1 pseudogene is annotated in these 402 nt (G+C 38.3%); it reads left to right on the top strand.

What is annotated here, in order from left to right:
* Positions 1–8 precede the first annotated feature (8 nt).
* Positions 9–402 (top strand): annotated as a pseudogene (locus DSOL_RS26410) (DEAD/DEAH box helicase); the annotation flags it as partial.

Below are 402 nucleotides of genomic sequence, written 5' to 3'. Positions count from 1 at the left end.
AAAGCTAAAGGAAAAAGCAACATATTATCGTTGGCTCGAGCGGTCGAATTCTTGAACTGATCCAGAAGAAAAAAATTCTCGTCGCAAACAATAAAGACGATCGTACTAGATGAGGCTGATCGCTTACTTGATGAAAATAATTCCCAAGTTGTTAAGGCAGTGATTAAGACAACCTTAAGTAGAACACAACTTTTGTTGTTTTCAGCCACTTTACCTCCGGTAACCATGCAACGGGCTTCAGAATTTTTAAAAAATCCTGAAATCGTCCGTGTTACTGGTAAAATCATGGTTGCCCCCACAATCACACATATGTACTTTCTAGCGGAACAAAGAGATAAAATCGAAGTTTTAAGAAAGCTTATTCGGATGATTCTCCCAACACGAGCCTTAATCTTTATCAAC

It is taken from the genome of Desulfosporosinus metallidurans, assembly GCF_001936615.1.
Lineage (GTDB): Bacteria > Bacillota > Desulfitobacteriia > Desulfitobacteriales > Desulfitobacteriaceae > Desulfosporosinus > Desulfosporosinus metallidurans.
Note: the sequence above shows the minus strand (reverse complement) of the source record. Positions and strands in the feature narration are given on the sequence as shown.